The 25,484-nt window shown below is 65.6% G+C and carries 26 protein-coding genes and 1 pseudogene; 20 read left to right on the top strand and 7 right to left on the bottom strand.

Annotated features, from left to right (window positions below):
- Positions 1 to 74: 74 nt before the first annotated feature.
- A complete protein-coding gene (locus tag PQV96_RS18835; protein WP_273623870.1) occupies positions 75 to 305 on the bottom strand; it encodes a hypothetical protein in 231 nt (76 codons plus the stop codon).
- 134 nt (positions 306 to 439) lie between these two features.
- Positions 440 to 1,815, bottom strand: a protein-coding gene (locus PQV96_RS18830) for an IS3 family transposase (RefSeq protein ID WP_407655144.1) whose coding sequence is annotated in 2 segments (ribosomal slippage) — positions 440 to 1,303 and positions 1,306 to 1,815 — 1,374 coding nt in all. Because the reading frame shifts where the segments join, the coding sequence is not laid out codon by codon here.
- Positions 1,816 to 1,873: 58 nt separating this feature from the next.
- Here PQV96_RS18830 and tnpA point away from each other — a divergent pair.
- The 3 genes from tnpA to tnpC all read left to right on the top strand — a co-directional run bounded on the left by tnpA (position 1,874) and on the right by tnpC (position 4,152).
- Positions 1,874 to 2,212, top strand: a complete 339-nt coding sequence (tnpA, locus tag PQV96_RS18825) for an IS66-like element accessory protein TnpA (protein ID WP_270174441.1) — start codon at positions 1,874 to 1,876, stop codon at positions 2,210 to 2,212.
- On the top strand, positions 2,209 to 2,541 hold the full coding sequence (gene tnpB / locus PQV96_RS18820) for an IS66 family insertion sequence element accessory protein TnpB (protein ID WP_270174440.1): 333 nt from the start codon (positions 2,209 to 2,211) through the stop codon (positions 2,539 to 2,541). Before tnpA ends, tnpB begins: the two co-directional genes overlap by 4 nt.
- 78 nt (positions 2,542 to 2,619) lie before the next feature.
- Positions 2,620 to 4,152 carry an IS66 family transposase gene (gene tnpC / locus PQV96_RS18815; protein WP_270174439.1) on the top strand — a complete coding sequence of 511 codons (1,533 nt, stop codon included), beginning with the start codon at positions 2,620 to 2,622 and terminating at the stop codon, positions 4,150 to 4,152.
- On the opposite strand, the gene PQV96_RS18810 is transcribed toward tnpC, so the two are convergent.
- The gene (locus PQV96_RS18810) at positions 4,076 to 6,574 is read right to left on the bottom strand and encodes an AAA family ATPase (RefSeq protein ID WP_270174438.1); all 2,499 of its coding nucleotides are present in this window, start codon (positions 6,572 to 6,574) and stop codon (positions 4,076 to 4,078) included. The genes tnpC and PQV96_RS18810 overlap by 77 nt on opposite strands.
- Before the next feature lie 410 nt (positions 6,575 to 6,984).
- On the opposite strand from PQV96_RS18810, the gene PQV96_RS18805 reads away from it, so the two are divergent.
- From PQV96_RS18805 to PQV96_RS18790, 4 genes are all read left to right on the top strand, one after another.
- Positions 6,985 to 7,380 (top strand): ATPase, encoded by a 396-nt coding sequence (locus PQV96_RS18805; RefSeq protein ID WP_270174437.1) that lies wholly within the window; start codon positions 6,985 to 6,987, stop codon positions 7,378 to 7,380.
- Positions 7,381 to 8,001: 621 nt separating this feature from the next.
- Entirely contained in the window at positions 8,002 to 10,062 is a 2,061-nt protein-coding gene (locus PQV96_RS18800) for a ParB/RepB/Spo0J family partition protein (RefSeq protein ID WP_270174436.1), read from the top strand.
- A 755-nt stretch (positions 10,063 to 10,817) separates the two neighbouring features.
- The gene (locus tag PQV96_RS18795) at positions 10,818 to 11,126 is read left to right on the top strand and encodes a DUF736 domain-containing protein (RefSeq protein ID WP_270174435.1); all 309 of its coding nucleotides are present in this window, start codon (positions 10,818 to 10,820) and stop codon (positions 11,124 to 11,126) included.
- A 570-nt stretch (positions 11,127 to 11,696) separates the two neighbouring features.
- The gene (locus PQV96_RS18790; protein WP_270174434.1) at positions 11,697 to 12,527 is read left to right on the top strand and encodes a DUF932 domain-containing protein; all 831 of its coding nucleotides are present in this window, start codon (positions 11,697 to 11,699) and stop codon (positions 12,525 to 12,527) included.
- On the opposite strand, the gene PQV96_RS18785 is transcribed toward PQV96_RS18790, so the two are convergent.
- Both PQV96_RS18785 and PQV96_RS18780 read right to left on the bottom strand, forming a co-directional pair.
- Complete coding sequence (locus PQV96_RS18785; RefSeq protein ID WP_270174433.1) at positions 12,528 to 13,328, bottom strand: hypothetical protein; 801 nt, start codon at positions 13,326 to 13,328, stop codon at positions 12,528 to 12,530.
- An 11-nt stretch (positions 13,329 to 13,339) separates the two neighbouring features.
- A complete protein-coding gene (locus tag PQV96_RS18780) occupies positions 13,340 to 13,627 on the bottom strand; it encodes a helix-turn-helix domain-containing protein (RefSeq protein WP_270174432.1) in 288 nt (95 codons plus the stop codon).
- 176 nt (positions 13,628 to 13,803) lie between these two features.
- On the opposite strand from PQV96_RS18780, the gene PQV96_RS18775 reads away from it, so the two are divergent.
- The 10 genes and pseudogenes from PQV96_RS18775 (at position 13,804) to PQV96_RS18730 (ending at position 20,969) form a co-directional block, all read left to right on the top strand.
- A complete protein-coding gene (locus tag PQV96_RS18775) occupies positions 13,804 to 14,145 on the top strand; it encodes a DUF2958 domain-containing protein (RefSeq protein WP_270174431.1) in 342 nt (113 codons plus the stop codon).
- A 142-nt stretch (positions 14,146 to 14,287) separates the two neighbouring features.
- A complete protein-coding gene (locus PQV96_RS18770; RefSeq protein ID WP_270174430.1) occupies positions 14,288 to 14,485 on the top strand; it encodes a transcriptional regulator domain-containing protein in 198 nt (65 codons plus the stop codon).
- Between the two features lie 91 nt (positions 14,486 to 14,576).
- Positions 14,577 to 15,047 (top strand): DNA -binding domain-containing protein, encoded by a 471-nt coding sequence (locus tag PQV96_RS18765; RefSeq protein ID WP_273623865.1) that lies wholly within the window; start codon positions 14,577 to 14,579, stop codon positions 15,045 to 15,047.
- 122 nt (positions 15,048 to 15,169) lie between these two features.
- A complete protein-coding gene (locus tag PQV96_RS18760; protein ID WP_270174428.1) occupies positions 15,170 to 15,469 on the top strand; it encodes a helix-turn-helix transcriptional regulator in 300 nt (99 codons plus the stop codon).
- A 22-nt stretch (positions 15,470 to 15,491) separates the two neighbouring features.
- A pseudogene (locus PQV96_RS18755) lies at positions 15,492 to 16,307 on the top strand (replication initiator protein A); the annotation flags it as partial.
- Positions 16,308 to 16,508: 201 nt separating this feature from the next.
- Positions 16,509 to 17,294 (top strand): ParA family partition ATPase, encoded by a 786-nt coding sequence (parA, locus tag PQV96_RS18750; RefSeq protein WP_270174426.1) that lies wholly within the window; start codon positions 16,509 to 16,511, stop codon positions 17,292 to 17,294.
- Entirely contained in the window at positions 17,291 to 17,554 is a 264-nt protein-coding gene (locus tag PQV96_RS18745) for a ribbon-helix-helix protein (RefSeq protein ID WP_270174425.1), read from the top strand. Before parA ends, PQV96_RS18745 begins: the two co-directional genes overlap by 4 nt.
- 20 nt (positions 17,555 to 17,574) lie before the next feature.
- Entirely contained in the window at positions 17,575 to 18,069 is a 495-nt protein-coding gene (locus PQV96_RS18740; protein WP_270175466.1) for a DUF2840 domain-containing protein, read from the top strand.
- Positions 18,066 to 18,599: a S26 family signal peptidase gene (locus tag PQV96_RS18735; RefSeq protein ID WP_270174424.1), complete on the top strand. Its 534-nt coding sequence runs from the start codon at positions 18,066 to 18,068 to the stop codon at positions 18,597 to 18,599. Before PQV96_RS18740 ends, PQV96_RS18735 begins: the two co-directional genes overlap by 4 nt.
- 408 nt (positions 18,600 to 19,007) lie before the next feature.
- Complete coding sequence (locus PQV96_RS18730) at positions 19,008 to 20,969, top strand: DUF3363 domain-containing protein (RefSeq protein WP_270174423.1); 1,962 nt, start codon at positions 19,008 to 19,010, stop codon at positions 20,967 to 20,969.
- A 116-nt stretch (positions 20,970 to 21,085) separates the two neighbouring features.
- Here the strand turns inward: PQV96_RS18730 and PQV96_RS18725 are convergent, their stop codons facing one another.
- Both PQV96_RS18725 and PQV96_RS18720 read right to left on the bottom strand, forming a co-directional pair.
- Positions 21,086 to 21,862 carry a GntR family transcriptional regulator gene (locus PQV96_RS18725; RefSeq protein WP_270174422.1) on the bottom strand — a complete coding sequence of 259 codons (777 nt, stop codon included), beginning with the start codon at positions 21,860 to 21,862 and terminating at the stop codon, positions 21,086 to 21,088.
- A 594-nt stretch (positions 21,863 to 22,456) separates the two neighbouring features.
- The gene (locus PQV96_RS18720) at positions 22,457 to 22,645 is read right to left on the bottom strand and encodes a hypothetical protein (protein WP_273625299.1); all 189 of its coding nucleotides are present in this window, start codon (positions 22,643 to 22,645) and stop codon (positions 22,457 to 22,459) included.
- On the opposite strand from PQV96_RS18720, the gene PQV96_RS18715 reads away from it, so the two are divergent.
- From PQV96_RS18715 to PQV96_RS18705, 3 genes are all read left to right on the top strand, one after another.
- On the top strand, positions 22,574 to 23,374 hold the full coding sequence (locus PQV96_RS18715) for an alpha/beta fold hydrolase (RefSeq protein ID WP_273625281.1): 801 nt from the start codon (positions 22,574 to 22,576) through the stop codon (positions 23,372 to 23,374). The genes PQV96_RS18720 and PQV96_RS18715 overlap by 72 nt on opposite strands.
- Positions 23,375 to 23,459: 85 nt before the next feature.
- A complete protein-coding gene (locus PQV96_RS18710) occupies positions 23,460 to 24,809 on the top strand; it encodes an aromatic ring-hydroxylating dioxygenase subunit alpha (protein WP_262969327.1) in 1,350 nt (449 codons plus the stop codon).
- 109 nt (positions 24,810 to 24,918) lie between these two features.
- Positions 24,919 to 25,482, top strand: a complete 564-nt coding sequence (locus PQV96_RS18705; protein WP_012250636.1) for an aromatic-ring-hydroxylating dioxygenase subunit beta — start codon at positions 24,919 to 24,921, stop codon at positions 25,480 to 25,482.
- Positions 25,483 to 25,484: the final 2 nt, after the last annotated feature.

Below are 25,484 nucleotides of genomic sequence, written 5' to 3'. Positions count from 1 at the left end.
CCACTTGCGCGGAGCCGTTGACCCAACGCCCAAGCGCCAATGACAGCAACCTGAGCCGTCTGCGAGAAAAAGGCCTACGGTGCTGCTGTGGTCTGTATGGCCGCGGGCCGGGCCTTACGCTTCTTGATCGTGTCTGCGCTTCGCTTCTCGATCTGCCCACGCCATGTTTCCAGCGCCATGATGTCGGCGAGGAGTTCATCAGGTTCCGGAATGGCGACGCCACCCATGAGCGCTTTGTCGTGCGCATAGTTGGAGCACTTCGCCATGCCCGCATTCACCTGGGCGTAGTCGTCATCCTCGACCACCACACCTACCAGCCGCTGGGTCTCGACACCTGTAAGCGCACGGTCATCCCACCCTTGAGGTTCACGACGTAAGCGGCAACGATGGTGTCCACCAAACGAGTGAACCGACCCCCAAACCTTGGACAGTTATGGTTTCATGCGGGCGCCGCGGCGGCCTGCGTCCTGTACGCCACTGGGCTCAGGCCTCCGAGCCCGATCTTGATGCGATCCACGTTGTAGTAGCGAATGTAGTCGTGAAGGGCGGCCTTCAACGTCTCGGTCGTGTCGAACTTGTTGAGATGGAACAACTCGCACTTCAGCGTTCCGAAGAAGCTCTCCATGGCTGCGTTGTCATAGCAGTTGCCCTTCCGCGACATGCTCTGAACGACCCCGCTTTGATGCAGGCGTTGGCGGTACGCGGGCATGCGGTACTGCCATCCTTGGTCCGAATGCAGGATCGGTCGCTGGCCTGAGTCGAGCCGGTTGAACGCCTTGGTGAGCATGTTCTTGATCATGACCGGCAGTGGACGCTCTGCAATCTCGTACGACACGATCTCGCGGTTGTAGAGATCCATCACCGGCGACAGGTACAGCTTCTGGTTGTTCACCTTGAACTCGGTCACATCGGTCACCCACTTCTGATTGGGCTCATCAGCCGTGAAGTCGCGCTCCAAGCGGTCCGGGGCCGTCTCGGAAGCTGCGCCGTCATAGGCCTTGTAGCGTTTTGGGCGGACCAGCGACTTCAACTGCATCTCGACCATCAGCTTTTGGACCGTCTTGTGGTTGACGACGAGACCTTGCTGGCGCAGCTCAGCGGTGACCCGTCGATAGCCATATCGGCCTTTGTGACGGTTGAAGATCTCGCGGATCTTCGCTTTCAGGTCGCAGCGTTTGTCACCCGTGCGGATAGCCTTCAGCTGGTAGTAGAAGCTGCTGCGCGCCAGCTCAGCCGCGCGCAGCAGATCGGCGAGAGGGAAGTGCGGCCTCAACTCGAGCACGATCAACGTCCTTTCACGGGCGCCGAGCGCGACTTGGTTCGAGTCAAGGCCTGCACTTTTTTTAGGTAAGCATTCTCCGCGCGCAGTTGCTGGAGATCGCGTAGCAACTCTTCGCGGCTGCGTTGGTCGTTCGTCACCGCCTCGCGGTCATCGTGCCTGCTCGGCGGCTTGCTCATCCTCGTCTGTTCCCATTTCCAGCCAGGCTGCAAAGCTGCTGCCCCATGAGCGGCGTACAACCGGCTCCACTCCGCTACCAGGTCGAGGCGCCGGATGTTGAAGAGGGCCGCAACCTGCCTACACGACAGACCCTTATCCTGCATCCGGCGCAGGACCTCGAGCTTGAAGTTCAGATCGTAGATGACGCGCCTTTTCGCCACCAGACCAGCTTTCCCATTGGCCTCGTACGCGGCGATCCACGCCCTCAGCGAATCAACGCCGACGTCGTGCGCGCTGGCGGTGGCGCGCAAGCCGCCAGCGCCCTTCCGGTAGGCCGTGACGGCAGCAAACTTCTGTTTCTCTGTGTACCTGGTCACTTCGATTCCTCGAATTCGTCCAGGTTTCGGGGGTCAGATCACGAGATAGGTGGACACCATGAACGAAGCCAAGAACAAGACCCGTCGGCGCCACAGCGCCGAGCTCAAGCAACAGATCCTGGCCGAGTGCGCCCAGCCCGGTGCATCGGTGGCCAGGGTTGCGCTCTCGCACGGCATCAACGCCAACGTCGTGCACAAGTGGCGCCGACTGGCCCATGCCCCCAGCACAGATGTGCAAGTCCCCACCTTCGTGCCGGTGGCGCTGCCTGCGCCCAGTTGCGCGCCGGCCCCGGACATCCGCATCGAGTTGCGCCGTGGCGCCACAAGCGTCTCGCTGACGTGGCCGGTCGGTGCTGCCGAGCACTGCGCAGCCTGGATGCGGGAGCTGCTCAAGTGATCCGCATCGATGCCCTGTGGCTGGCCACCGATCCACTGGACATGCGTGCCGGCACAGACACCGCTGTGGCCCGAGTGGTGGCCGTCTTCGGTGCTGCGCGCCCGCATCACGCCTACCTGTTTGCCAACCGGCGAGCCAACCGCATGAAGGTGCTGGTGCACGACGGCATCGGGGTGTGGCTGGCAGCACGGCGCCTGAACAGCGGCAAGTTCGTCTGGCCTCGTGAGGGTGCGTTGACCGCCACGCTCAGTCGCTCGCAGTTCGATGCGCTGGTGCTGGGCCTGCCCTGGCAGCGTCTGGGCGATGGTGGCGTCATCACCGTGATCTGACTGGCCTGTGCGCAAGCACTTGCCAATTGGGGCATGCGCCGATGGTGCGGCTGCACCGGCGCTGGCACAGTCCTGCCCATGGTGGTCGATCCGCAATCGCTGGAGAGTCTGAGTGCAGAACAACTGCGCGAGCTGACCGCTCGGCTGATGGTTCAGGTTCGCCACCAGAGCGCGCTGCTGGACAAGCTCACCCACGAGAACGCGCTGCTCAAGCGCATGAAGTTCGCCGCCCAGTCCGAGCGATTCAACCCCGAGCAGAAGAGCCTGCTCGAAGACGAGATTGAAGCGGACCTGGCGGCCGTGGCCAGCGAGATCGACGCCCTGGCGCAGACGCAAGCACCGGCCACCTCCGAGAAGAAACAAGCCAAGCGGCTGCCCTTGCCAGCGCACCTGCCACGCCGCGAGATCCGCCACGAACCCACGTCCACCAAATGCGCGTGTGGGTGTCAGATGAAGCGCGTGGGCGAGGACGTGGCCGAGAAGCTGGACTATGTGCCCGGCGTCTTCAGCGTCGAGCGCCACATCCGCGGCAAGTGGGCCTGCGCCCGGTGCGAGACCATTCAACAGACACCGGTCGACGCGCACGTCATCGACAAAGGTATCCCCACCACCGGCCTGCTGGCCCAGGTGCTGGTGGGCAAGTACGCCGATCACCTGCCGCTGTACCGGCAGGAGGCGATCTTCGGCCGCGCCGGCCTGGCCATCCCGCGCTCGACCCTGGCGCAGTGGGTGGGCACCTGCGGGGTGCGGCTGCAGCCGCTGGTCGATGCACTGAAGACCGAGAGCCTGGGCCACCGGGTGCTGCACGCCGATGAGACACCGGTGGCCATGCTCAAGCCCGGCGAGGGCAAGACGCACCGCGCTTACCTCTGGGCCTATGCGCCGGGGGCCTTCGAAGGCATCAAGGCTGTGGTCTACGACTTCTGCGAGTCGCGCTCGGGCGAACACGCCCGGCGCTTCCTGGGCCACGGCACCGACAAGGCCTGGAAGGGCAGCCTGATCTGCGACGACTTCAGTGGCTACAAGGCGCTGATCGCCAGCGGCGTGACCGAGGTGGGTTGCCTGGCCCACGCAAGACGCAAGTTCTTCGACCTGCACGCGGCCAACCAGAGCCAGATCGCCGGATTCGCGCTGCAGCAGTTCGCCCGGGTCTATGAGATCGAGCGCGGGGTCAAAGAGTTGGACACCGAGCAGCGGCAAGCCGTTCGGCAGCAGCAGACCCGGCCGATCCTGGACGCCCTGCATGAATGGATGACGCTGCAACGGCGCCAGGTGCCCGACGGATCAGCAACCGCCAAGGCGCTGGACTACAGCCTGCGGCGCTGGGATGCGCTGACCCGATTCGTGGATGACGGACAACTGCCGGTGGACAACAACTGGATCGAGAACCAGATCCGGCCCATTGCCATCGGTCGCAACAACTGGCTGTTTGCCGGCAGCCTGCGTGCGGGCCAGCGAGCGGCCGCCGTCATGAGCCTGATTCAGTCGGCCCGCATGAACGGGCATGACCCATACGCCTACCTCAAGGACATCCTCACGCGACTGCCCACGCACAAGGCCAGCCGCATTGACCAGCTATTGCCGCACCGCTGGAAACCCGCCGACGCCTGATCATCAGCCTCTGTGGACCTGTGTTTGCCGGACGCTTACCGACACCTTTGCGGAAGCGAAGGATGACCTCACGCAGCAGCACCTCTTCGACGGCGCGCTCCCACGCCATGCGCAAACGGAAATAGGCTTCAACGGTCAGTCTCCGGCATTCCTGTTCTTCGCCGTCCTTGTGGAGCTTGGCGACGGTTTGATGCTGGGCCTTCAGGGCACCGATCCGCTTGCTCGCGGTTTTTCCCTCGAACGGCAGATCCGGATCGGCAATCCCAAAACCTTCGGCGCGCCGGATCAGGCTTTGGGTGGCAATCGAGACGCCAGCCAGTTTCGCCTCCTCGGCGAGCAGGCACAGGAAGTAGATGTCATGGGTGAATACGATGACTTGGCGTTGTGCTGCCTCGACGGCCAGGCGCCTCGCGACACGCTCGCGCCGGCGGTGGTCGAGGGATGACACTGGATCATCAAACACGATGCCGCCCTTGCCCCCGCTCAGTCCCACTTCGGCCAGAAAGGAGCCGATCGCGATTGCGCGTTGCTCCCCCTCGCTCAGGATGTCGCCCGGACTGCGGCTTTGCGGCAACTCCAGCTTGAGTTTGTGCAGGGCTTTGCCCCGGTCCGAACGGCTCTGCAACGTCACGCGCAGTGTCCCAACGCCCAGCGCCTTGAACTCGCGGTTCAGCGCCTCGGCCAATTCCTTGGATACCACCTTTTCCGCCAGTTCCGATGCCTTCAACGAGATGGCGTTGGTCTTCACGGCCGATAGACATTTCGTGAGTTTGGCTTGATGGGCGAGCCGAGCGACGGCCGTGACGACGGCATCCTTGACCTGGCTAAGCCGCACCCGTGCATCCAGTTCCACGAACTGCTTTTGCAAGGCTGCTCGGGCCTTCTCATCCGAGGCCTTCTCCAGGGTCTCGGCTTCGGCATTCAGCTTGTTCGCCAACGCCTGAAGCCGCTCTGCCGGATTGACCAGGGCCTGATCGAGGCTGTCCCACTGGTGCGAGAGCACGGCCGCTTTGATGGCCTCCTGGCGAGCCGTCAGAAGAGGCTCGAAAGCCTTGGCATCGGTGGCAAGTTGCGCGTCCAGGGCTTCGATCTCTCCATGCGTCACATCATCGAGGTTCAGCGTCAGGATCTGTGCAATGAACGGCTTGTATTCGGCGTACAAAGCGACACGGCGTGCCTGGGATGTTTTCTCCGCTTCTTGTTGAATGAAGGCTTCGAAGCGCAGCAAGCGGTCAGCACCTTCGGCGAGAGGTTGCTGGCAAAGGGGGCAAGGAGCTTCCGCGCCCAGCTCGGGAAACGCCTTGTCCGGATGGGATTCGACCGCGAACTTGCGAGCTGCATCGAAAAGTTCGCGCCATGCCTCGCCGCCGGTGCCCGGCAGCAAATTCTCACCTTCCTTGAATTGCTTCGCCGCGAGCGCGGCCGCAGCCTGCGCCGTGCGATAGCTGTCCGCCAGGCCTTTCAGTTTGGCGACAACGGCTTGATCTACCAGCGCGCCTTTGTTGGACGCATTCGTCGCGATGGCCGCCACACGACGGGCACGCAAGCGCAGTTGAGTGGCTTTCTCCTTCGGGTTGTTCTCCTTCAGACTTTTGTCCAGGGACACATGCTGGGCAAGTTCCTCCGGGGTCAACGTAGCGAGTGCATCGATCTGGGCTTGGGTCGTTTTGGCAGAAAGAGACGCGATCAGCTTGCCGACGAGCGTGTCGCCCTGCAGGGGCGCGAACGCCGTGAGATCGGCGGCGGAATGTGCATACTCAGTCTCTACCGCCGCCTTGAGCTGCTTGCAGATCTTCGCCAGTCCCTCGAACACATCAAGCCCGTAGGGCACATAGGAAAAATCGTCCTCGCTATCGAGGTACGCACGAGCGCAGCGCGAGTCGAAAATCGCAAACGATGACAGCGCAGCCGGAGCCGGCTTTCCATGCACCCAGTGTGCATCCTGCGCAACTCCGTCGATGGCAATCTGGAAGATGGCTTCGGGGTTCCCGGCCTTGCCTGCAGGCAGATTGGCGTTCGGATGAATCGGTTCCGTCCGGTCGCGCGCACGACATGCGCGTTTGAGCACGCGCGAGTATCCCGATTTGCCTGAACCGTTATCGCCATAGATGACTGTCATCCCGGAAGCGCCGAAAGGCAGATGCTGATTCTCCGCAATCGCATTGACATGCCGCATGTTCTTCATGGCATGCAGTTCAACGTGGGTTGTCACTTTTACCGGAGCTGGAATCTGCTCGGCTGTGAGTGGCTGGGGCTTGCGGTCCTTGGGGTCCGGAATGCCATGCGCGGCCTTGAGCAACGCGAACAGGTCGTCCTGGTCTTCTATCGTGAGCGCTTGCTTGGCCAGCAGGCGTGCCACGGCATCGCTCTGCCAGGCAGGCAATCCCTTCGTCCAGTCCAGTATTTCCTGCAGTATCGACATGGGTCTCCTCCAGTCGTCGCTGTCTTACCGTCCAGAAGGCACCCACCTGATTGCGGAATGGCGTAGAGCGACGTTCGATGTTTCAAGTAGAAACATTATGGTGTCCCGGCGTTCCGCCGTCGGGCTCGCGGGCTGCGCCCCGCGCTTCGTGCCGAATCGCGGCCATCCGGCTTTGATCCCTGACACCTCCGGCCCTTGAGGCCTGCGCGCTGCGCTTGCCAATGCAGGTGTGGTGTGTGGTGGGCTGGCTTGCTGGTCCCCTTCATCCTTGCACACCGTTCTCGCGCTCAAGGTCTACGCGTGCCTTGCACGCTGGCGTCCTGTCGGCCGTCTTCGAACCTGTGACCGCTGCGCTGCGGCGTGCCGGGTGCCGGTTCCGGGCAATTCCGCCCGAGCAACCGGAGATCGTCATGAACGACAAATCACACGTTTCGCTGGAACAACACGTCTGCCTGGTCTGCGGCGTGGCTTTCGACACCGGCGCCATCCTGCTGGACAAGCGCCTGCGCGCGAGCCTGGAGCGCCACACGGCGACCGGCTGGGGCCTGTGCGCCGAACACCAGAAACTGGCCGATGATGGCTTCGTCGCGCTGGTCGAATGCGATCCGCAGCGCAGCGGCTCGCCGGCGAGCAACGGCAACCTGAAGCCCGAGCAGGCGTATCGGACGGGACGGCTGGCCCATCTCAAGCGCGAGGTGTTCTCCAGGCTGTTCAACGTGCCGATTAAGGACAAGCAGGCTTGCGTCTTCGTCGAGCCAGGCGTGATTGAGCAGTTGCAGTCGATGGTGGCGTCGGCGGCGGATTGATCGACCGCTGACACCATCGGTGCGTCGTCTCGCGGGACGGCGCACTTTTTTTGCTGCGCCTGGTGTCGATGACTCCGCGCCTTCGGCGCTGCGCGCTGCGCTTGCCCTCCAGGGGATCGGCCAGTGGCCCATCCCCGCCGCGCTGCGCTTGGCGCCCCTGCAAGCCCGCCGAACCGGCTGCGCCGGATCGGCCACCCCACTGAACAGCCGAAGCGCACCCCGCACACAGGGGCGTGCAGTGGAGGCCGGTCTATGCCCGGCCTGGGTGACTTCTGTCCTCCCGCTCGAACGTGTTCTCTCCGGTGGCGGGACCCGCCACCTGCGCGCCGCCCTTGGCGGCTTGCCTGGCCTCTGCGGGTGCTCCTTCCGTCAAGGGCCGCTACGGCGCCCGTGTCCTCGGCTTCGCCTGCGGGCCGCGCCAGCGCCTTCGCTTCCTCCCTTGACGGCGCACCCGCGCCGGCCCCAGCCGGCCCTCAAGGCCGCGAAAGCGCTTCGCGGCCCCTGCGGAGCCCGAACTTCCAAGGAGAGCGCCTATGCAGAGCACCGAGTGATCCACCCACCCCTGTTTCTTTTCTTTCCATTCCTGTTGAACGTCCCCGAGAGGGACAAGGAGTCATCATCATGAATACCGTTTCCCATTCCGAATCCCAGGCCCTGCATGCCGTGGCCGCTGCTGCCGCTGCAGCAGCGGCAGGCGAAGCCATCACCTTCCCGGTGGCCGCGCCCTATGAACTGCACCTGATCGCACTGTCCAAACTGCGGCCCTCGGCGCGCAACGTGCGCAAGAGCGGCGGCACCGCGATTCCCGAACTCGCGGCTTCCATCGTCCGGGTCGGGCTGCTGCAGAACCTCACCGTGATCGCAGCGCCCGATGGCGAGCACTTCGAGGTGGTCGCGGGCAAGCGGCGGCTGGCGGCATTGAAACTGCTTGCCAAGCGGCACAAGCTCGGGAGGGACCATCCGGTGCCCTGCCTGCTGGTGCCCGATGCGTCGGCGCGCACCGTCAGCCTCACGGAAAACGTGCACCGCGAATCCATGTCGCCGGTGGATGAACTGTTCGCATGGAAGGCGCTGGCGTCGGAAGGGCGGGCGCTGGAAGACATCGCGGCGGACTTCGGCGTCACGCCGCTGGTGGTCCGACGGCGGCTGAAACTCGCCAACGTCTCGCCGCGTCTGCTGGCGGACTACCAGCAGGGGTCCGTCTCGCTGGAGCAGTTGATGGCACTCGCCATCACAGACGACCATAAGGCCCAAGAGGCTGCGTTCTATGAAGCCCCGCAGTGGCAGCGCAGCGCGGAATCGCTGCGCGATCACCTGACCTGCGAAGAGATCGACGCCAGCCGCGATGCGGTGGCGCGCTTCGTGGGGGTGGAAGCCTACGAAGCGGCGGGCGGCGGCATCCGGCGCGATCTGTTCTCGGACGAGCAGAACGGGGTGTTTCTCACCGATGCCGGGTTGCTGGACTCTCTTGCGCGGGACAAGCTCAGCGCCGTGGCCGAATCCGTGCGGGCCGAAGGCTGGGGCTGGGTGGAGGCCGCCCCGCGTGCCACGGCAGCGGAACTGCATGGCTTCCAGCGGGTGCGGCCCACGCGCCGGGAGCCGGGCAAGGCCGAGGCCAAGCGCATTGCCAAGCTGGAGGCCGAGCAGAGCCGCATTCAGGACAAGCTCGACGACGAGGACGCCGACCTGTCCGACGATGGTGTGCAGGCGCTGCACGAGGAGCTGGACCGGCTAGGCGATGAACTGGACGCCATCGAGCAGACCTTGATGGTGTACGCGCGGGGTGTGGTGCCGGTGGCCGGGGCCGTGGTGTCGGTCGATCACATGGGCGCGGTCGTGGTGCATCGTGGGCTGCTGCGCGAGGAACAGGCCAAGGCGTTGCGGGCGCGGGAGCGGCAGGAGGCCGGGGGGACGGCCAGCGAAGGCGCCAGCGGCGGCGCAGATGCGGAGGATGCCGAACCGGCCAAGCCGGGCATTTCGGAGAGGCTGGCGAAGCGGCTGAGTGCGCACCGCACCGCCGCCTTGCAGGCTGAGGTGGCCCGGCATCCGCACATCGCGCTGGTGGCCGTGGTGCATCAACTGGCGCACCGCGTCATCCTCGGCGGCTATGGCGGCACGCCCATCAACATCACGGCATCCGCGCAGGACAGGCTGGTGCAATACGCGCCGGACGTGGACGAGGCCCCAGCGGCGGTGGGCCTGCGCGAGGTGCGGGAGGCCTGGGCGGCACGCCTGCCCGGCAACCCGCAAGCGCTGTTCACCGAACTGCTGGCGATGCCGCAAAGCGAACTGCTGTCGCTGCTGGCCGTGTGCGTGGGTTACACCGTCTCGGCCATCGCCTCGCACGAAAGCGAGGTTCCCGCTGCCGCGCTGGCGCAGGCCGTGGGCCTGGACATGCACGGCTGGTGGACGCCGACCGCTGCGGGTTACTTCGATCACGTGTCGAAAGCCAAGGCACTGGAGGCGGTGCAGGTGTTCGCGCCGGGCGAGGTTCACCGGCTGGCCAAGCTCAAGAAGGCGCAGATCGCCAGCGAGGCCGAGCGGCTGGCGGCGGGGTCGGGGTGGCTGCCGGTCATGTTCAGGCAACCGGAGGCGGTTGCCGCCGTAGAGCAGGCCGGGGTTGACGCGGATGCGGACAGCGTGGAGCTTGACGCAGACGAAGGAGCGCATGCCACGGCGTGAATCGGTGCCCCGGCTTCGGCCGGGGCTTTCCGGTCTTGTCCCGCGCCTCGGCCTGCGGTCTCGGCGCGGCGCGCGCGGCGGGTGTGCCGCGCGCGTTTGAACTTCTGGATTCCAGCGGGCTTTGCCCGTGCCTCCTGGCAAGGCGCCTCGCCGTGTGGTGCGCGGGCTTGCGATCGGCCTTGCTGCACCCGGTTGTGCGTGAGGGCGCTGTCCTCGATGCTGGCAGGGCGCAATCGCCGTGATCGACGGTGGCTCGCCGACAGGCCGGATGCCATGCTGACTTCTCTGCCGCTGCTTTCTTCCTCTCTGCTGTCGGGCCGATGCGGCGGGGCGTTCTGCCCTGTCCCTGGACTCTCTGGTCAGCCGGCTTGGCGTTCGGCGGGGCCGAACCCATGCCGGAAGGCGGTTGCCGTGTGGATGTTGCCTGTGCTCGTGGTCCTTTGCGAGGCGTTGGTCCGCTCCCACGGCCTTGTCTTTGAGCGTGAATCCTGGCGCGGGCACGGCACCCCTTCTCTTCGCTGCCGCTGCGTTGCGGTGCGCCTCGGGCTTGTTCGCCGCAACCGGCCTGCCCAACAAATTTCCCCTGCGCTGCGCGCATTCCTCGCGAGGCAAATTTCCCGGGCCTGCCGGTCCTCCACGTTGTTTCGGCCCTTCGCTGCGCTGCGGGTGCGGCGCGCCCGGCACCTTGCCTGACCGGATCACCGCACAAGGCCGCGATGGGCGCGGACCTGGCACCACCTCGAAAGGAAATCATCATGAGCACCATCGGCAACTTCACCGTTTCGGGCAACGGCTTCACTGGCACGGTTCGCACCCTGACCTTGAACGTCAAGGTCCGCATCGTGCCCAGCGACAAGGGCAGCGAGCACGCCCCGGACTACCGCATCGTCGCGTCGGCGGGGCTGGAGATCGGCGCGGCCTGGAAGAAGGTCAGCAAGGCCGACCGGCCCTACCTGTCGGTGACGCTGGATGACCCGTCGTTCCCGGCGACGATCTACGCCCGCTTGGTCGAGGGCGAGGACGGCACGCACAACCTGATCTGGACGCGCAGCAAGGGCGACTGATTGCCGCCCCGGCGCCCCGCTTCGGCGGGGCGCCTTGTTGCGTTCGGCATCGACCTGGCGTCTCGCTCGGCGGTGGCGGGCGTTGTGTGGGGTGTGCTGGATGAAGTGGCTGGAGTTTCCCGTGGCCGTCGTAAAGATGATTTTGCTGCCTTGTGCTTTGACGGGTCGTCGTAAAGGCGTACAGCCGATTTCACTCTTCGTCGGGTTTCGGAGAAAGAGGTTCTGCGGTTCAACGATTCCGTGCGTCTCCGGCGATGCCGGACCGCGCTCTTGTGCTGCGCATCGAGCCGCCAGGCGTCTCGACCCATTCGGGCGCCGATCGCTGACGCCTTCGCGCCTGCGGCGCTGCGCGCTTCGCTTGCGGAAAACCGTGGCAGGCTGAGGGTGTGTGTGGGGCTGGCTAGCTGGTGAGCCCATCGTGCCACGGCGGTCTCGCCGTCAAGGTCTGCGCGTGCCTTGCACGCTGGCGGCCACCTTGCAGGATGGCCGTCTGCGAACCCTGACTGCTGCGCTGCGCCGTGACCCGGAGGGCTCGGGCAATCCCGCCCGGCTTCCTTTCGGAGATCCATCATGCAACTCGCATCCCGTTTCGCTCATCATTCCCCGTCGCTGCGCAGTAGCTCGCCGCTGACCGACGACCAGATCCGCGCGGTGGCGCCGTCCATCTTCGCCTTGGACAAGCACGCGAGCCGGTCCGACCGCTACACGTACATCCCGACCGGCGAGGTGCTGACCGCGCTGCGCAGGGAAGGCTTCGAGCCGTTCATGGTCTGCCAGACGCGCGTGCGGCAGGACGACCGGCGCGATTTCACCAAGCACATGGTGCGGCTGCGCCATGCGCGGCACATCGGCGATGCCGAGGCCAACGAGATCGTGCTGCTCAACTCGCACGACGGCACCAGCAGCTACCAGCTGATCGCGGGCTTGCTGCGCTATGCGTGCAGCAACGGACTGGTGTTCGGCGACACGTTCTCGGACGTGCGCGTGCACCACAAGGGGCAGATCGTGGACCGCGTGATCGAGGGCGCCTACGAGGTGCTCGACGGGTTCGACCTGGTGCGCGAACGCCGTGACGCAATGCGTGCGATCACGCTGGATGCCCAGGAGCAGGCGATCTTTGCGCGGGCGGCGCTGGCGCTGAAGTACGAGCCCGATCCGGTGCGGCCGGCACCGATCACCGAGACGCAGGTGCTGGAAGCCCGGCGCAGCGCCGATGCGCGTTCCGACCTGTGGTCCACGTTCAACCGGACCCAGGAGAACCTGCTGCAGGGAGGCATTCCGGGACGCAGCGCGACCGGGCGCCGGATGCGCACGCGGGCGGTGCAGGGCATCGACCAGAACCTGAAGCTCAACCGGGCGCTGTGGATGCTGGCCGAGGAGATGCGTCGGCTCAAGGGCTGATCATTGATGCGGTGCGCTCGCACCGCTTGACGTCTCATCGGGAGGAGTGCGCTGCTTCAGTGCTCCTTCCTCGACGAGTCGCTCATAGCTTTCCCGCAGCATTTCACGGAACCGGGCATGCTCTTCCTTGCAGGTGCCCTCCATTTCCTTGAAGCCGGTATCGATGGTGGATTCAGGGTGTTGAATCAATCGAATGGTGTCGCGCCCGAACCAACGCGAGTTCCATTTCGGTGTGATTTCAAGGACCAGGCCATCATGATGTAGCTTGAACTCCGCGTAGACCTTCGTGTGCCCCTGCACAAACTCGTAAATTTGAATCTCTGCGCTGTTTCCGAAATGAGAAATGGTGCCCCGTACAAGTTTGAAGTCCTTTGGAGGGAAGATTCCGCACAGCCTCTTTTCCGACATACCACCGTCAATGGTGTTGCCTGATGCCTGCAATGCCAGTGTCATCGATGAGTCGTTGGAAAGATTCATCTCCTCTAGGTTCACGATGCCTTCGAAGAAGTTGCTGAAGTAGCCGTGCCAAAGCTCCGTCTTGTAGTGCCACGCGACGATACGATCCGCATAGCGCTTGAACGTCTCCTCGTCGCTGGCATGAACCTTCAGCAGTGTCAGGAGGCCGGTGACCAACGCAACCAAGGTGACCAGCACGCCGACGAAGAGCTTTGTTTTGGTCAAAGCGCCTTCTGACAGACCGAAGCGCCACCATTTCTTGTTCTTGGGCGTCGCGCGAAGGGAACTGGGCTTTCGCAGTTTCTTCTGCGGGATACGCAGGCTGCTCTTGCGATTGCTGTGCATCTGTATCGCAGTCAATTGCCGGGTAGCCGGGCCTCGGTTTCAAGAATGAGTTCCCCCGCACTACGCCCCAGTGCCCGTGCGATTTTCAGGATCACCGCCAGCGTGGGCATGTGCTCGCCGCGCTCGATCTTGCCCATGTGCGAGCGTTCGATGCCGGCCAGATGCGCGAGGGTTTCCTGGGCGATGCCTTCCTCCGTGCGGATCGCGCGCACGGCTGCGCCAAAGGCCAGGGCCGGCGCGGCCTCGAAGGTCGTTGCGCCGACGGGTCTTCCACGCTGGATTCCTCGCTTTGCTTGCATCGCAGCAAGCGTCGCGATGGATGCCTATTAAAACCACGTTAAAGATAACTATTTTTCACCAATGCACGCGGGACGGACCTAGAATTCCCGCTTATGCAAAGGCAGGCACAGCGCTCACCCATGCCCCACGGTATGCCCGGCCTAGAGGCCGGCCCTCTTTGACTCCTGGAGCTTCCATGGCCTTTCTGACCGATGAGCAGCGCCGCCGGATGCTGGCCAACGGTGTTGCCAGGGCGCGCGGCGAAGACAGCGATCCGTATCCGGTGGTCAAGCTCTACACGCCGGATGCCGGCGCTGCCTGGGTGCTCACGGCCCTGGCCGCCGATGGCGACCTGGCCTACGGGCTCATCGACGCGGGTACCGGGTTCCCTGAGTTGGGCGAGGTGAGCCTGGCCATGCTGGCCGGCATCAAGGGTCCGAAGGGCCTGCCCGTGGCGGTGGAGCCGCAGTACCGCCCACGCAAGACCTTGTCCGCCTACGTGGCGGACGCGCAGCGCGACGGCATGATCACAGACTAAGGGCCACTGGTTTCCGGCGGATACGCTCGGATGCCGAAGTTACCGCGCAGGCGCACCGCGCTGCGCTGCCCCGACGGGAAAGCGGCCCACACCGGCCTGATCCATGGCAGCTTGCCATCTTCAACCGAAGGAGCTTGCCGCCATGACGATGCACAGCGATCTCACCCCCGCGCCCTGGGCTGCCTCGGCCGCCTACCTCTATGCGCTGGACCTGGATGGGCCGACGCTGGCATGGGAGTATCTGCGCCGGCATCCCGGCTACCGCGTGGCCTGGCTCGGCGCGCCCCGCAAGCGGCGCGCCGCCATCGCACCACGCTGGGGCTTGCGATGTCGATCTTGATCCGCGCCTGGATGCGCGCGAGGCGCATCCGGTCTGGATCGGCGCCGAAGACCGGTTGCCGCACCTGCGCCTCGCGCAGGTGCGCGGCAGCGTGGGCGATGGTCCGGTCTTCGGCCTGTGGCGCATCCGTGGCCGCAAGCACCTGCTGCATGCGGGAGCCGATCTGATTCTTTGCGCACTGGACGGCCGGCAAAGGTTGCAGACCAGCGTGTCTCCCGCCTTGGCCGAGGGCTCGGCTTGCCGACTCTCCCTGCCGCCTGGCGGCGAAGCCGCGGCGGCCTCCGCCGCGCTGCAGGTCTTGCGCGGCGAACACCACGCACCGGCCTTTCGCCATGTTTCGCGCATGGACCTGCTGCACATGCGCGGCCTGCAGGCACTCGATGCCTTGCAGGCCGGCTGCGGCCACCGGGAGATCGCGGAAGCGGTCTTCGGCGCCGATGCCGCTGCCGGCCGCTGGCACGCCGACAGCGACCTGCGCGCCCAGATGCGCCACATCCTCTCCCGTGCGAAGGCCTTGATGGCGGGCGGCTACCTCCGGCTCGCTGGCGTGCGCCCCGGTTAGCGCCTGCCCACGGAGACGAGACTGGCCACCGAATCTCCCTTCGCAGCCCACCCCCCTTTGCCCAGACTGCCTCCATCGGGCCGCGAATCGTTTGCGGCCCATCCACCGAGATGGAGGCCTTCATGGCAGCAGGACATTCGATCCCTTCGCGCGGCGCGGCAGCGGCTGCGCCGCAGCCCGCCCCTGCGGTGCCGGCTGCAGCCGCAAAACCTGAATTCCTGACCACCGACGAGGCAGCCGCGCTGCTGCGGCTGTCGCCGCGCACGCTGGAGAAGCACCGCGTGCTGGGCGGCGGACCGCGCTTTCGGAAATTCGGCGCGCGCGTGGTCTACGCCATGGCGGACCTGCGCACCTGGGCCGACAGCCACACCTACGGTATGACCTCGGACCCCGGCTACGTGATGCGGGATTCGGTGCGCTGAGCGGAAATCGAAGGTGTCTGCCATGTCCCGGCGCTCCAGCGAACGCGAACAGCTCGCGCTGTTCCGCGCGCTGCCGGGCGACGACATGGCCCTGCGCGACGCGCAGGACCTGATGGCCTATCCCTTCTTCAGCCTGGCCAAGTCCCGGCGCACCGTGCCCATCCGCTTCGATGCCGGTGGCGTCTCGCTTACCGTCGAAGGCGTGCCCGAGCACGGCATCGCCACCATCTGGGACGCCGACGTGCTGATCTGGGCCGCCAGCCAGATCGTGCAGGCGCGCGATGAGGGCCGGCCCACCTCGCGCCTGATGGCCGCCACGCCCTACGAGATCCTGCGCTTCGCCCAGCGCGCCACGGGCCGGACCGAATACCTCGGGCTGCGCGCATCGCTGGACCGGCTGCAGTCCACCACGGTGCTCACCTCGATCCGACAGGCCGGCAAGCGCATGCACCGCTTCTCGTGGATCAACGAATGGCAGGAGCACGTGCGGCCCGATGGCCGCTCCGACGGCATCGAGCTGATCCTGCCGGACTGGTTCTATTGCGGCGTGATGGACGACGCGCTGGTGCTCACGCTCGATCCCGCGTACTTCCGGCTCACTGGCGGCATCGAGCGCTGGCTGTACCGCCTCGTGCGCAAGCACGGCGGGCGCCAGCGCAACGGGTGGCGCTTCGACATGCGCCACCTGCACCAGAAGTCCGGCAGCCTGCAGCGCTACCGCGACTTCGCGCTGCACCTGCGCGGCCTGGTGCTGCGCCAGGCCTTGCCGGGCTACCGGCTCGCCATCGAATGGGCCGGCCGCACCGAGTGGCTGACCTTCCGGCCCGATCCCGGCACACCCGACCGGGGCGACTTATTCACAGCACCTGTTGAAGAAGCTGTGGATAGCGCGGGGACGGACTCGGGAGATCACCGGCGCGGGAGTCGGGAAATCGCCGACGCCGCCATCGGGAAATCACCGGCGCAAAACCTTCCGCAAGCCGCGCCCTGCAACGGTTTGGGCCTTCCTTAACTTTTATCCAAAACAAGGACTAACTCTATGAATAAAAGATGGGGCGCCAACACCGCTGCGCAAAAAACAGGCAGTCTCGCATCCGGTGTATCTGAAAACAGCTTCCCAGAAACTCCGGCCAATGGGGTTGGCAAGGTCATCGCGCTGCTGAACCAGAAGGGCGGCGCAGGCAAGACCACGCTGTCCACGCACCTGGCCGGCGAGTTCGCCAGGCAGGGAAGGCGCGTGACGCTGATCGACGCCGATCCCCAGGGCTCGGCCTTGGACTGGGCACAGCGGCGCCTGCAGAGCGCCCAGGGGCGGCTCTACGGGGTTTTCGGGCTGGCGCGCGACACCCTGCACCGGGAAGTGCCCGAGATCGCCCTGCAGGCCGACTACGTGGTGATCGACGGCCCGCCCCGGGTCGCGGCGCTTGCGCGCTCCGCGCTGCTGGCCGCCGACCTGGTGCTGATCCCCGTGCAGCCCAGCGCCTACGACGTATGGGCGACGCAGGAGATGGTGGGTCTCATCACCGAGGCACGGGTGTTCCGGCCTGCGCTGCGCGCGGCCTTCGTCATCAACCGGCGCGTGGTCGGCACCGTGATCGGACGCGAGGCGCGTGCCGCGCTCGCGGATCAGCCGTTTCCAACGCTGCACGCCGACATTGCGCAGCGCATCGCGTTCGCCGACTGCGTGGCGGCGGGCAAGCTGGTGTGGGAGGTGTCGCCGAAGGGCGCGGCCGCGCGCGAGATCGCGGCGCTCGCACAGGCCGTGCAGAACGTGCAGAACGTGCTCGGCGATGCACTGGAAGAGAGCAGGGAGGTGCTGCGATGACAGGCACCGCCGATTCCCCGAAGCGGCGCCGCGCGCCGATCGGCCGCCGGCCTGCGGCCGATCCGGCCACGGCCTGGGTGCATCGTGAAGATGCCGCCGCTGCGCAGGCCAAGGCGGCGGTCTTCACCGCCCGGCTGACCATCGACGTGACGCCAGCGCTGCGCGGACGCATCAAGGTGATCGCGTTCCAGCGCGGCGTCACGGCCGCCGACATGCTGCGCGAACTGCTGGAGCGTGAATACCCGGAGGCACGGCCATGATGCCGGCGCGGGCACCTGGCATGCAGGCCTCGGCGCGGGCGGCGCTGCCGCCGCGCTTCACTCCTATGCGCGTGTCGCTCGCTTTCGTCGAGCACCGCGTGAACGTCTACTTGCGCTTCGGCCGGCCCGTGCGCGAAACCGTGCTGGACCGCTGGCGGCGCGCCGCGCTGTTCGCGCCGGGCGCGGTCTGCTGTCGCATCAAGTGGTTGGGCAACGACTACGGCACGGCACTGTGGCAGCTCATGGTGCTGCAGGCGCCCATGTCGTTTGATGACGCCCAGCGCGTGGCCGGCGTGTCGCCCGGCGCGCGCATTCTGCTGCGCGCCGATGGTGAACCGGCCGTCAAGGCGGTGCTCGCCGCCATCGATGCCATCGAGACGGACGGCATTGATCCGTGCGTGGTGGCCACCATCTACTGGCGCATGGTGGGAAACCGGCTGGCGGCACGCCGGCCGCTACCGGCGTATACGGCAGAGCGCCATGCGGCGCATCTCGCGCGCGAGGCGCTGCGATGACGCCGCGCATGTCTCGGGCGGCGCTGCTGGCCGTGGCAGGTATCGGCCTGGCGGCGCTGTGCGCGCCGGCCCTGATGCAACCTTCCGCGCGCATCGTCTACAACCCCAGCGCCAGCGTGGCGCGCGGCTGGTACCGCATCGCATCGCTTGCCCATCCCGGCTCGCTGCCGGTTGGCAGCATCGTGCTGGTCCGGCTTCCCGCCAGTGTGGCCACGTTCGCGGCGCAGCGCGGCTACCTGCCTGCGGGCGTGCCCATCCTCAAGCGCGTCGGCGCCGTAGCGCCGCAGCCGGTGTGTGTTCGGGGGCGCATCGTGCACGTCGATGGCGCTGTCGTCGCAACCGTGCTCGCGCACGACGGCGCGCATCGGCCTCTGCAGCCGTGGGCGCCATGCCGCGCACTGGCCGAGGGCGAACTGTTCCTGCTCAGCGACACGCATCCGGCCTCGTTCGACAGCCGCTACTTCGGGCCTGTCGATGCGTCCGCCGTACTCGGCGTTGCGCGGCCACTGTGGACATGGGGTGCACCATGAGCCTGTCGCCAGCCATGCACCGGCCGTGCGCCGATGCTGCATCCATCCGTGCGTCAGCCTTGCCGCCGAACTGCAGGCGAAGCCGCGCTTCGCCTGCACTCCAACGTGCAGGGATCCCGGCGCCAGCGTGCAGCGGACGCTGCACCCGCGCGGCCTTACGGGCTGCGCTGCGTGCCCCGTGCGCGGCTGGCGGCTCGCCGGAGCCGGGAGCGGATGCGGGGGCGCAGGCGGAGGGCAAGAGAAAAGGACCGGCACGTCTTCGCCCGCCTGCCCAGTCTGCACGTGGGTTGGGCACGGCACCGCGCCTGCGGCCGCGTGTGCCGTGCGGGAGCCGTTTCGCCATCGCTGCGGGCTGCCTGCGCGTGCCGTTCCCGATGCACTGCGCCCTGATGCGCTGGAGGTTCCACCATGGCATCCGCTGACGAAGACCACTTCCGCGTCCGCCCGAGCCCGCCCAAGGCGCGCTCCGGAGCGAAGCCGAAGGGCTTCGTGTCGCAAGTGCTCAAGGCCGTCTCCAAGTCCGGCGCCAAGGCCTCGGGCGCACGCGGCGCGCGCCCGGCATCGACCTTCGGCCGGGGCCGCGTGGCCGCTGGCATGGCGGGCCGCGGCCTGGGCGCGAACGCCCGGCGAGTGGTCATCAAGTCCCGCTTCGTGGTGCTCAGGCGCGCCGGCGCAACCGCCGTCTCGGCGCACCTGCGCTACATCGAGCGCGAGGGCGTCACCCGGGACGGCCAGAAGGGCCAGGCCTACGGTGCCGACACCGACGCGGCGGACCTCAGGGGCTTCGAGGAGCGCGGCCGGGGCGACCGCCACCAGTTCCGCTTCATCGTCTCGCCCGAGGACGCCGTGGACCTGGAAGACCTCAAGGGCTTTACCCGCCAGCTCATGCAACGCATGGAGACCGACCTGGAGACGCCGCTGGACTGGGTGGGGGTAGACCACTGGGATACCGACAACCCGCATACCCACATCGTGCTGCGGGGCTGGATCGGCAGCGGGCGCCAGGGCCGCGACCTGGTGATCGCGCCCGACTACATGGCCCACGGCATGCGGCTGCGAGCCAGCGAGATCACCACCGAATGGCTGGGCCCGCGCACCGAGGCCGAGATGCGTCGGAGCCTGCAGCGCGAGGTGGACCAGCATCGCCTGACCAGCCTGGACCGGCAACTGCAGCGGCAGGCCACAGTGAACGTCGTGGACCTGACTGAGGCGCCGGGCACTGCCCAGGGAGCGCAGCGCCAGACCCTGCTGCGCGCGCGACTGCAGCGGCTCGAAGCGATGGCTTTGGCCGAGCGCATCGATGCCAACCGCTGGCAGCTCTCGCCCAGCATGGAACAGACCCTGGCCGCCATGGGCGAGCGCGACGACATCCTGCGCACCATGCACCGCGCCATGAAGGGTGAGCAGCGGGAGCTGGTGACGGACCCGCCGGCGGATGCACCCGTCATCGGGCGCATCGCGGCCAAGGGCCTGGACGATGAACTGCACGACCGGCCCTATCTGGTGGTCGATGGCATCGACGGCCGGGCGCACTACCTGAAGCTGCCGGCCGGCACCGATCTGGCCGAGCTGCCCATCGACGGCATCGTGGAGGCCAGGCCACCTGCGCAGGTGAGGGCCGTGGACCGCAAGATCCTGGCGGTGGCCAGGGACGGCATCTACACCACGGCCAGCCACCAGGACCAGCTCGCGCAGATGGGCGACCGCGATCCGCAGGCCACGGCCGAAGTGCACGTGCGCCGGCTCGAAGCGCTGCGCCGCAGCGGCATCGTGGAGCGCGTGGCTGATGGCGTCTGGGCCGTGCCGCCAGATCTGCTGCAGAAGGCCCGGCAGCACGATGCGCACAAGGCCGCAGGGCATGCCATCGAACTGCGCTCGCACCTGCCTATCGAGCAGCAAGTCAAGGCGATGGGCGCGACCTGGCTGGACCGCGGTTTGGTGGCGGACGACGCCAACAGCCGACCGGCCGGGCAGGGCTTCGGCGCGCAGGTACGCGAGGCCATGGACCAGCGTGTGGACTTCCTGGTCCGGCAGGGGATGGCCGAGCGTCGGGGCCAGCGCGTCATCCTGGCGCGCAGCCTGCTGGCCATCCTGCGCGACCGCGAACTGGCCCAGGTGGGCCAGGAACTACAGCAGCAAACCGGCAAGGCCTGGCGCCCGGTGCAGGACGGTCAACTCGCCAGCGGCGTCTACCGCCAGTCCATCCAGCTCGCCAGTGGCCGCTTCGCCATGCTCGACGACGGCATGGGCTTCCAGCTGGTGCCGTGGAAGCCCGTGATCGAGCAGCGCCTGGGACAGCAGCTCAGCGCCGTGGTACGGGGATCGTCGGTAACCTGGAACCTTGGTCTTCAGCGCGGCGCTTCTCGTTGAGTCGGTCGTCTCGTGGATCGTTGTCAATCCGTGATGGCTCGAACTCGCCGTGTTGCGTTAACCCGGATATTTCGCGGCCACCATGCACATGGTCACGAGGCCGAGCGCGAGAAGCGTCATCTGGATTCTTCCTGCTCCTTTAGCAATCCGTTGGAACGGATTACATTGGCGGCTCGGCGAATGTGCTGCGAAAGCGCCGAAACCGCCTGATCCACATCACGGGCCATCGCGGCTTCGAAGATTGCCTTGTGCTCCTCGTGCACTTCGACAGGAAGTGGGCCTTGCGCACCGGACAACCTGCGATAGCGTTCGGAGTTGTGAAGCAAGATTCCTCTGAAGTTCGCGAGCCATTTGGACGGAGAGGCGGCCACGAGCGCGTTGTGGAATTCCTGGTTCCTCGTTTCCCAAGCGTCGAAGGCCTCTACCGGATCGGCTTCGAGCCACTCCTGCGCCCGAGCCAGTCGACGGAAACTGGTGACAAGCTGGTCTTCCCAGTCGCCGCCACCGAGTTGGATGCTCTCGACGAGGGCCGTGGTTTCCAACGTGATGCGTGCGTTCGTCAGGTCGTCGAGATCGCAAAGCGACATCGGGGCGACCTTGAACCCCTTCTGCCCTTCGGCGACGACGAAATGCTCTCCAATCAGGCGCGTTAATGCTTCGCGCAGCGTGCTTCCGCTGACACCCAGCGACGACTTGAGCGTTTCGAGGTGGAGCTTTGATCCCTGGGGGTAGCTTCCCTTGATGATCCGGTTGCGAAGGGTGGCATAGGTGGACTCGATGGCGGTTGAGGCTTTTCGCCTTTTCGGGCCGAGGTCGGGTTCCGCTGCTGGCCCTTCGGCCAGCTTTGCCGACTCAACCAATCGAGTCAGAACTGCTTGATCTTGCTGTGTCATGGTTTTCGTTTCGTTGTTTGGCCGCTATCGGCATTTTCCCGGTTGTGCGATCAACGGATGGAGTGGCCCCCTGTACGCGCGATGACGCAGGCCGCAAGACCGCTCCGCATGGTCGCCGTGGGTCGGTCCGTGCCACCCGAGGTCCGCCGTAGAAGCCAAAGCCGCCGCATGCCACACGCCGCGTCGCAGGACCAGCGTGCCGGCAGCCACACGAAGCAGCGGCAACGGCCGCCCACATGCCGTTGAAGCCTCGGGTAGCCAGACGGGCGGGCATGTGCTCTGAGTTGGCCACAACGCGGGGTTGCCGGTCTGCTCGTTCCCATCCGACTGAATGTCTGTGCCGAGAGGGTTCTTCCCCGGCTGATGCGCCGCAGCGCCTCTGCACTTCGGCGGAACCCCACTGAATGCCAAGTTGGCCCGTCGTTGGACTCTAGGCGTGAAGTGGAGGGTCGTCATAGGGTTATCCCTGTAGCTGAAAATTCGAGCATGCATGCAAAATCGTCTCATTGAAAGAATAACGTTATTTATTGAAAGTGACGACATGCTGATTGAAAAAAGACGCTTACGTATGGAGGCAATAGTGCCCTGCGGCGCTCATTCATGCAACCACATTGCGGCGATCGGAGGCAGCGCGCTGCCTCCGGCCGACTGCTGGGTCGCACCGCACCTGGAGTCCCGCAGATGACGAATGCAAACGCAGAAGTCGGTCGCATGGTGCGAGCCGGCAGCATCGACACCAATCTTCATGACGTCGGCGCCGGCAAGCCGGTCCTGCTCGTTCATGGTTCAGGCCCTGGCGTGACCGCCTGGGCGAACTGGAGAACGGTCATGCCCGAGTTGTCCCGGCGCCGGCGCGTCATCGCACCGGACATGGTGGGCTTCGGCTTCACGGAGCGGCCGCAAGGGATTCGCTATGGCCTCGATACGTGGGTCGAGCATCTGGTCGGGATTCTTGACGCCATGGAACTCGACCGTGTCGATTTCGTGGGGAATTCGTTCGGAGGCGGCTTGTCTCTGGCCTTTGCCATCCGGTTTCCGCACCGGGTCCGCCGGCTGGTGCTGATGGGATCAGCGGGCGTGAGCTTCAAGCTCACCGATGGGCTGGACGCCGTGTGGGGCTATGAGCCGTCCGTGCCCAACATGCGCAAGGTCATGGACTACTTTGCCTACGACCGAAGCCTCGTTTCCGATGAGCTGGCGGAACTGCGCTACGGCGCGAGCATCAGGCCCGGCTTCCAGGAGGCCTTCGCGTCCATGTTCCCCGCCCCGCGGCAGCGATGGGTGGATGCGCTGGCCAGCCCCGATCAGGACATCCGGGCGATCCGGCATGAAACGCTGATCTTGCATGGCCGTGACGACCGCGTGGTTCCCCTTGAAACGTCGTTGCGCCTGAACCAGCTGATCGAGCCCTCGCAGTTGCATGTCTTTGGAAGATGTGGCCATTGGGTGCAGATCGAGCAAAACCAAGGCTTCATCCGTTTGGTCAACGACTTCCTCGACACGGAGGACTGATCTCAAGACCGAAGCGCTCATTGATTTCGAAACCGCGCAATCACCCACCACCCACCCATCCACCACCATGAAACGTGAGGAGACAATGAATCACACCGACACCTCCCCTATCAAGCTGCGCAAGAACTGGAACGCCCGCGAGATGCAGGCGCTCTTTGACGAGCGCGCCGGACGTATCGACCCGCGCATCTATACGGATGAAGACCTGTACCAGATCGAACTGGAGCGCGTCTTCGGCAGGTCGTGGCTTCTGTTGGGGCATGAAACCCAGATCAAGAAACCGGGCGACTACACCACGAACTATATGGGCGAAGACCCCGTCTTGGTCGTGAGGCAGAAGGACGGCAGCATCGCTGTATTCCTGAACCAATGCCGCCACCGCGGCATGCGCATCTGCCGCTCGGATGCCGGCAACGCGAAGGCTTTCACGTGCAGCTACCACGGCTGGGCCTACGACACGGCGGGCAACCTGGTCAACGTCCCCTTCGAGGCTGAATCCTTCCCTTGCCTGGACAAGAAGGAATGGAGCCCCTTGAAGGCCCGGGTCGCGACCTACAAGGGCCTGATCTTCGCCAACTGGGACCACGACGCCCCGGATCTGGACACCTATCTGGGCGAGGCGAAGTTCTACATGGACCACATGCTCGACCGTACCGAGGCCGGCACCGAAGCCATCCCGGGTGTGCAGAAGTGGGTCATCCCCTGCAACTGGAAATTCGCCGCCGAACAGTTCTGCAGCGACATGTACCACGCCGGCACGACCTCGCATCTGTCCGGCATCCTGGCCGGTCTGCCGGACGGCGTTGAGCTGGCCGATCTCGCTCCGCCGACGGTCGGCAAGCAATACCGTGCGCCGTGGGGCGGACACGGAACCGGTTTCTATATTGGAGAACCCAATCTCCTGCTCGCCATCATGGGGCCGAAGATCACCAGCTACTGGACCGAAGGCCCCGCCTCTGAAAAGGCGGCCCAGCGCCTGGGCAGCGTCGAACGCGGCTCCAAACTCATGGCCGAGCACATGACTGTGTTTCCCACGTGCTCCTTCCTTCCAGGCATCAACACGGTTCGGACATGGCATCCACGCGGGCCGAACGAGGTGGAGGTGTGGGCGTTCACGGTGGTCGACGCCGATGCTCCCGACGACATCAAGGAAGAGTTCCGCCGCCAGACGCTGCGCACCTTCTCCGCTGGCGGGGTGTTCGAGCAGGACGACGGGGAGAACTGGGTCGAGATCCAGCACATCCTGCGCGGCCACAAGGCACGCAGCCGACCGTTCAACGCGGAGATGAGCATGGGCCAGACCATTGACGACGATCCGGTCTACCCCGGGCGCATCAGCAACGTCTACAGCGAGGAAGCGGCCCGCGGGATGTATGCCCAGTGGCTGCGGATGATGACCTCGTCTGACTGGGCCGCGCTGAACGCCACACGCTGAATCACGACACCTCACGCCGCAAAGTCGCGCTGGCCAGGAGCCGCGTCCGATTTCGGGCCGAGGCCGATTTAGCGACCCTTCTTCGATTTGAAATTATCAAGGAATGACCATGCTTGATTCCGTCAAGAGAGCCGACGTCTTTCTCCGTAAACCCGCGCCGGTGGCGCCCGAGCTGCAACACGAAATCGAGCAGTTCTACTACTGGGAAGCCAAGCTGCTCAACGATCGCCGCTTTGAGGAGTGGTTCGCCCTGCTGGCGGCTGACATCCACTACTTCATGCCGATCCGCACCACGCGGATCATGCGGGACGCACGCCTGGAGTACTCGGGCACCGGCGAGTACGCGCACTTCGACGACGATGCCGCGATGATGAAAGGCCGGCTGCGCAAGGTCACATCCGACGTGAGCTGGTCGGAGAACCCCGCTTCGCGCACCCGGCACCTCGTGAGCAACGTGATGATCGCCGACGGACCGGTAGAAGGCGAGTACGAGATTTCCAGCGCTTTCATCGTGTATCGCAATCGCCTGGAACGGCAACTCGACATCTTTGCCGGCGAACGCCGCGACACGTTGCGCCGCAACAAGACCGAGACCGGGTTCGAGATTGTCAATCGGACCATCCTGATCGACCAGAGCACCATCCTGGCGAACAACCTCAGCTTCTTCTTCTAGGG

The sequence above is a fragment of the Acidovorax temperans genome (assembly GCF_028596105.1).
Lineage (GTDB): Bacteria > Pseudomonadota > Gammaproteobacteria > Burkholderiales > Burkholderiaceae_C > Acidovorax > Acidovorax temperans.
Note: the sequence above shows the minus strand (reverse complement) of the source record. Positions and strands in the feature narration are given on the sequence as shown.

Bases quoted from the DNA above. Each gene is read 5' to 3' on its own strand.
- PQV96_RS18795 (WP_270174435.1), top strand. From the start codon at position 10,818: ATGAGCACCATCGGCAACTTCACCGTTTCGGGCAACGGCTTCACTGGC.
- parA (WP_270174426.1), top strand. From the start codon at position 16,509: ATGAATAAAAGATGGGGCGCCAACACCGCTGCGCAAAAAACAGGCAGT.
- PQV96_RS18745 (WP_270174425.1), top strand. From the start codon at position 17,291: ATGACAGGCACCGCCGATTCCCCGAAGCGGCGCCGCGCGCCGATCGGC.
- PQV96_RS18735 (WP_270174424.1), top strand. From the start codon at position 18,066: ATGACGCCGCGCATGTCTCGGGCGGCGCTGCTGGCCGTGGCAGGTATC.
- tnpA (WP_270174441.1), top strand. From the start codon at position 1,874: ATGAACGAAGCCAAGAACAAGACCCGTCGGCGCCACAGCGCCGAGCTC.
- PQV96_RS18715 (WP_273625281.1), top strand. From the start codon at position 22,574: ATGGTGCGAGCCGGCAGCATCGACACCAATCTTCATGACGTCGGCGCC.
- PQV96_RS18740 (WP_270175466.1), top strand. From the start codon at position 17,575: ATGCAGGCCTCGGCGCGGGCGGCGCTGCCGCCGCGCTTCACTCCTATG.
- PQV96_RS18810 (WP_270174438.1), bottom strand. From the start codon at position 6,574: ATGTCGATACTGCAGGAAATACTGGACTGGACGAAGGGATTGCCTGCC.
- PQV96_RS18780 (WP_270174432.1), bottom strand. From the start codon at position 13,627: ATGCAAGCAAAGCGAGGAATCCAGCGTGGAAGACCCGTCGGCGCAACG.
- PQV96_RS18760 (WP_270174428.1), top strand. From the start codon at position 15,170: ATGGCAGCAGGACATTCGATCCCTTCGCGCGGCGCGGCAGCGGCTGCG.
- PQV96_RS18725 (WP_270174422.1), bottom strand. From the start codon at position 21,862: ATGACACAGCAAGATCAAGCAGTTCTGACTCGATTGGTTGAGTCGGCA.
- PQV96_RS18785 (WP_270174433.1), bottom strand. From the start codon at position 13,328: ATGCACAGCAATCGCAAGAGCAGCCTGCGTATCCCGCAGAAGAAACTG.
- PQV96_RS18730 (WP_270174423.1), top strand. From the start codon at position 19,008: ATGGCATCCGCTGACGAAGACCACTTCCGCGTCCGCCCGAGCCCGCCC.
- PQV96_RS18770 (WP_270174430.1), top strand. From the start codon at position 14,288: ATGACGATGCACAGCGATCTCACCCCCGCGCCCTGGGCTGCCTCGGCC.
- PQV96_RS18705 (WP_012250636.1), top strand. From the start codon at position 24,919: ATGCTTGATTCCGTCAAGAGAGCCGACGTCTTTCTCCGTAAACCCGCG.
- PQV96_RS18775 (WP_270174431.1), top strand. From the start codon at position 13,804: ATGGCCTTTCTGACCGATGAGCAGCGCCGCCGGATGCTGGCCAACGGT.
- PQV96_RS18720 (WP_273625299.1), bottom strand. From the start codon at position 22,645: ATGAACGAGCAGGACCGGCTTGCCGGCGCCGACGTCATGAAGATTGGT.
- PQV96_RS18805 (WP_270174437.1), top strand. From the start codon at position 6,985: ATGAACGACAAATCACACGTTTCGCTGGAACAACACGTCTGCCTGGTC.
- PQV96_RS18800 (WP_270174436.1), top strand. From the start codon at position 8,002: ATGAATACCGTTTCCCATTCCGAATCCCAGGCCCTGCATGCCGTGGCC.
- tnpC (WP_270174439.1), top strand. From the start codon at position 2,620: ATGGTGGTCGATCCGCAATCGCTGGAGAGTCTGAGTGCAGAACAACTG.
- PQV96_RS18790 (WP_270174434.1), top strand. From the start codon at position 11,697: ATGCAACTCGCATCCCGTTTCGCTCATCATTCCCCGTCGCTGCGCAGT.
- PQV96_RS18710 (WP_262969327.1), top strand. From the start codon at position 23,460: ATGAATCACACCGACACCTCCCCTATCAAGCTGCGCAAGAACTGGAAC.